General features: G+C 36.9%; 2 protein-coding genes and 2 pseudogenes. All 4 read left to right on the forward strand.

Annotated elements, in window-relative coordinates:
- Window positions 1–165: pseudogene (locus ACFIL3_RS09040) on the forward strand (ABC transporter substrate-binding protein); the annotation flags it as partial.
- 400 nt (window positions 166–565) lie between these two features.
- Window positions 566–1,996 carry an exodeoxyribonuclease VII large subunit gene (gene xseA, locus ACFIL3_RS09045; protein ID WP_375682111.1) on the forward strand — a complete coding sequence of 477 codons (1,431 nt, stop codon included), beginning with the start codon at window positions 566–568 and terminating at the stop codon, window positions 1,994–1,996.
- A complete protein-coding gene (locus ACFIL3_RS09050; RefSeq protein ID WP_375680728.1) occupies window positions 1,974–2,600 on the forward strand; it encodes a DNA-3-methyladenine glycosylase I in 627 nt (208 codons plus the stop codon). Before xseA ends, ACFIL3_RS09050 begins: the two co-directional genes overlap by 23 nt.
- A 1,623-nt stretch (window positions 2,601–4,223) precedes the next feature.
- Window positions 4,224–4,551, forward strand: a pseudogene (locus tag ACFIL3_RS09055) (ABC transporter substrate-binding protein); the annotation flags it as partial.

The following is a 4,551-nucleotide window of genomic DNA, read 5'->3' on the forward strand; positions in this document are numbered from 1 at the left end:
AAAAAACGGGCGCAAATGTATGCTGATTTACAACGTGATTTTATGCAGAAAGGGCCTTATGCTTTTATCTATCAGACGTATCACACGATAGCGATGACACCTGATGTTAAAAAATGGGTTTGGAATAGTGCACCACGTATTTTTTATAGTGCAATTGAAAAATAAGAAGGTATCAAGTTTATAAAATATAAAAAACAGGGTCATGATATATTTGATGTATTGCAAAGCTCTTTAATACTTTGCAATACATTGAATTCTATCGGGAATGGATTACTATGTTGTGTAGAGAATTTTATTTCAGGAATTCTTATAGAAGATGTGTTTGTTTGGATGTTAGGATTGAATATTTTAACTTCTATTGATACAATTTTCGGATGAAATAATGACTCTAGACATCCCCGTACAACGGCTTCAAGTTTTTTTACAACCCTGATAATCGATTTGAAATTAAAAATATAAACTGTTCTAGCCGGTGTTATGGGTATTTTGATGAAGCTATAAATCAAAAGTTTAAAGATGTGTTGTTTCAAAAAGGTTCACAGAAACGGGCGTAAAGAATTGAAAAATGGTAAGTTTGTTTAGTGAAAAAACAGGTGTAACAAATGTGGCAGAATTCACTGTTTCCGAAATAGCAGGGGCTCTAAAGCGTGTTGTTGAAGAAAAGTTTGGTTATGTACGGGTGCGTGGGGAGATATCAGGGTACCGTGGTACTCATGCTTCGGGACATGCTTATTTTGCTTTAAAAGATGATAAGGCACGGTTGGAAGCTGTTATTTGGCGTGGAGTTATGGAAAAGCTCAAATTCCCTCCTGAAGAAGGGATGGAAGTAGTTGCTGTTGGTAAACTTACGACGTATCCAGGGTCATCGAAATATCAAATTGTCATCGAGGCTCTTGAACCAACGGGGGTTGGTGCTTTGATGACACTTCTTGAAAATCGTAAGAAAAAGTTTTTAGAAGAAGGCTTGTTTGATGAAGAAAAGAAAAAACCTTTGCCTTATATGCCTCGAATTTTAGGCGTTGTAACATCACCAACAGGTGCTGTTATTCGTGATATTATTCATCGTATATCCGATCGTTTTCCGTTGCATATTTTGGTTTGGCCTGTACGTGTTCAGGGGGAAACAAGTGGGAGGGAAGTGGCTGTTGCTGTTGAAGGTTTTAATGCTCTTGGTCTAGGTGGACTTATTCCAAAACCTGATCTTATTATTGTTGCACGGGGAGGAGGAAGTTTAGAAGATTTGTGGGGGTTTAATGACGAAGCTGTTGTTCGTGCTGTTTATGAATCTTCTCTTCCTGTTATTTCTGCTGTTGGGCATGAAACGGACTGGACCTTGATTGATTATGTGGCTGATTGGCGCGCTCCAACTCCTACCGCCGCAGCAGAACGGGCTGTTCCTGTTAAGCTTGATCTCGAGGTGCTGGTGGCATCGCTTGATGCACGTTTGCGCAAGGGACTCGCGCGTTATTTGGATTTTTATCGACAAAAATTGCGTGCCACTCTACGAGCTCTTCCGACTGCCGATCAACTTTTTGCTCTACCACGGCGTGGTTTAGATGAAACTTCAAGTCGATTGCAGCGTGCTCTTTGTGTAAGCTACGATAAAAAACGTTTTTCTTTTCATGCACTTGGTGTGCGTTTTTCACCGCGTTTGTTAAATATTGAAAAAGCACAACGCAATACAAAGGAATATACGGCACGTCTTCAGCGTGCTTTTGTGCGTAGTGTGGAAAAACAACGTGCTGGGTTAGAGGTAGTATCTAGGCTTTTAAGAAGCACTTCATATCAGAATATTTTGGAGCGCGGTTTTGTTTTGGCTTTGGGGAAAGATCATAAGCCCATTAAACGATTGGTTCAGTTTCCTGAAACAGGGCAAATAAATTTACGCTTTTTTGATGGAGATATCAGTGTTGCAACACAAGAACCTGTTTTTTCTAAACGGTCAAAACACAAGCAGATAAAGTCGCCAAGCGATGATCAAGGAACTCTCTTTTAATACGGTTAATGCCATGCTTGCGGAAGGTCTTCTTAAGGGAGTGGATGAAAAAGTTCGTTGCGCATGGGCTGGAACGGATCCACTTTATTGTGCTTATCATGATACCGAATGGGGAAAGCCTATTTTTGAGGATATTCGTTTGTTTGAGAAAATTTGTCTTGAAGGTTTCCAAGCGGGGCTTTCTTGGTTTACAATTTTAAAAAAACGCTCTTTTTTTCGCGTTGCATTTGATCACTTTGACTTTGAAAAGATTGTTCATTATGATGAGCTGAAGGTGCAAATGTTAATGCAGAATAAAGACATTGTTCGCCATCAAGGAAAAATTCAATCAGTGCTTAATAATGCATTGAGAGCACAAGAAATTATAACAGAGTGGGGAAGTTTGTCCCGCTATTTTTGGTCTTTTCAGCCACCACAATCAGAGCGTTATGAAAAGATAGACTTTCAAACACTGTTGGCTAACCCTATGACACCTGCTTCTCTTCGTCTTTCTCAAGACTTGAAGAGACGTGGCTGGACATTCGTTGGTCCCACAATTTGTTATGCTTTTATGCAGTCCGTAGGGATTGTTAATGATCATCTTGAAGGATGTTTTTGTCGATAAATTGGCAAACTGTCTTTTGTAAGAGTAATGATCAATAGGATAATAATTGAATTATTTAATAAATGTATAGATTATACAATTCCACTGTATAAGATAATTGAAATATACAAACTATACAATATTAATGATTTTCTACTGTTGTTGGCACTAAAAACGATAAAGGTATAATTTTGAGGATGAAAAAACAGATGCCAAAAGAAGTGATACCTTAACTGTTATGTATCTGAAGTGAGATAATGGTAATGTCTTGTATGTTTTAAAGAAACATTTAGTACACCAAAACCCATTTCGCGGTGGCGCCCGTGAATGGTATGACAGTAAATCCATTGTGCACTCCATCTTTACGCTTATGAAGGAGCAAATCGGCACCATCACACACTTTACTAGCTCTCAATGTTGTGCAACAGTCTTTGGCATTTGTAATGGTTGAGAAGAGTTTTTTTTATTTCTGTTAATGACATGACGGTTATAATTAATGAATATTTTATTCATGATTATTGACGAATGCAAAGTGGTTTTTAGATGGGGTGCTGTTGTTGCATTGTTTTACTTTGCTTGTATGACTGTCGGTTTATTTATATGTAGGTCGATTGCTCAATGCTTACCTAGGTAATAAAAATAAAATACAGCGATGAAAAATTGAAGTTAAATGACTCAAGCTGCTTGTGTTAGGTTTTATTATCTGATAACTTTCCTTCACTAGAGAGGAATTTTACTGCGTGTGAGCTCCAGTTTTGGGAGGATACTTAAGCTCAGACAGACTGGTATTCACTGCATTGCTTCGTTGAATCTCTGTATGTTTCCGCTGGAAACGAGAGTTCTATTGCGGTATGTTGTTTTCTGTTCTATTTTTATGGTGGTAAAGCAATGATGCACACTAAAGTTTAGAAGGGTTTATATTCGTTATGTCTTTTGGGGGGGAAGCGTCTAATGAATTTTGTTTTTATCAATGGGGGATGCATTTTAGTGTATATTCTTTTATTGTAAGCTTTATTTCTCAAAAGATAAAGCGTGGAAGGAATGATTCTTCTCATTTTTCCTTTATCTTTGTTAACGCGTTTGGTTTTGTTGGTAAAAACGTAAAACTTTTGACACTTATTTTTCAAAAGATTAAGCAGCTTTTTGTGGGGGATAGCGTTTTAGAAAAGATATTTTCTTATGTCTTTCTGCTGTTCCAGTGTCGTTTTTGTCATGTAGTAAAGATGCGCCGTATCTTGAAACAGTGTTTGAGGGGGATGACTATTTTAAAAGTTTGCATATTTTATTTTAAATGTCGCCTAAAGGAATAGAATAATGAATTCATAAATTTTTGCGTAATGATTTTTTTAAAGCTCACTATTTTTGGGGCGACAAGGCTTATTGATGATTAATAGAGAACTGATATAGTGCATTATCATATGCAAAGAGGTTATGAAAAGAATGTAATACTGGTTAGCAAAACATATATTGCATGTTCGTTATGGTTTATTGAGACGTAAGTCAATGAATTTATCAAGTAGATGACTCTGTGTAGGTGATTAAAAATATAGGCGATTAGAACGTATTTATTCAATGTTATAATTATAAATTTGCTATATTATTTCAGCGTCATTAATTGATAAAAATAAATAAAGGGAAAAGTTTATGAACTTGAAGAAAACAATATTGAAAAGTAGCAGCTCTCTTGTTGCTGCTCTTATGGCTTTGGGCGTAGTTGTACAACAGGTTTCAGCAAAAACACCCGCTGATACCCTTGTGATGGCTTGGAATCTTGATGCAATCAGTACGTTTGATCCCGCACAACTTAATGATGTTTATGGAAGTGAAATTATTTACAATATTTGTGATAACTTGGTGAGTACTGCGACAGATGATCCTGCTAAAATGGTTCCCGTTTTAGCAACACATTGGGATGTTTCAGGTGATGATCACAGTACGGTGATTACTTTTCATTTACGTGATGGTTTGAAGT

The organism is Bartonella sp. CE47NXGY (assembly GCF_042195415.1).
GTDB lineage: Bacteria > Pseudomonadota > Alphaproteobacteria > Rhizobiales > Rhizobiaceae > Bartonella.